1 pseudogene is annotated in these 539 nt (G+C 48.8%); it reads right to left on the bottom strand.

Features of this window, described 5'->3' with window-relative positions:
- Window positions 1-320: pseudogene (locus KTR07_RS28195) on the bottom strand (mobilization protein); the annotation flags it as partial.
- Between the last annotated feature and the right edge of the window lie 219 nt (window positions 321-539).

Genomic DNA, 539 nt, shown 5'->3' with positions numbered 1-539 from the left:
AGCAATACTCCTTCACGGATGGGTGAACATCCCGCCACCTTGATAATCTTTCCATTCTTTCCCTTGCGTTCCCTTTCCTTTTCCTGCATGGCACGTCCGGTCTTTTCCTTGACCATTTGCTTGATATTGTTATAATGAGTTTGCAGTTCGGGAGTGCCGAAGTCGGGGTTTATCCACTGTTCGTTATCGGTGGAAAGTTCGGGAACGACATAGATTCTGGACTCCCCGATATTACGCATATACTCGGCAGTCCTTCGGTTGTGCGCCTCGCTCGATGCGATTCTGCAAGGCTTGATATGTATGCTTGATTTTGTTGCCATAGCTTCTTTTCTTTGTTTGCAATTGATTATTCTGCTTGCTTTCGCAGAGGGGTTCTTAGGGGTAACCCATAAGCGGAGATTGCAAAGAGAGGGTCACTCTTTGTTCGGGGTTCTCAGGGGTGAAACGCCCTGAGTGGGTCATTAGGGCAAAGCCCTAATCCCCTCGGGAGAGCCCACAACTACGAAAGCGGAGCGTGTAGTTATAGTGGGCTATAACCG

Origin of the sequence: Bacteroides sp. MSK.20.82 (genome assembly GCF_019052485.1) — a bacterium.
Taxonomy (GTDB): Bacteria; Bacteroidota; Bacteroidia; order Bacteroidales; family Bacteroidaceae; genus Bacteroides; species Bacteroides thetaiotaomicron.
Note: the sequence above shows the minus strand (reverse complement) of the source record. Positions and strands in the feature narration are given on the sequence as shown.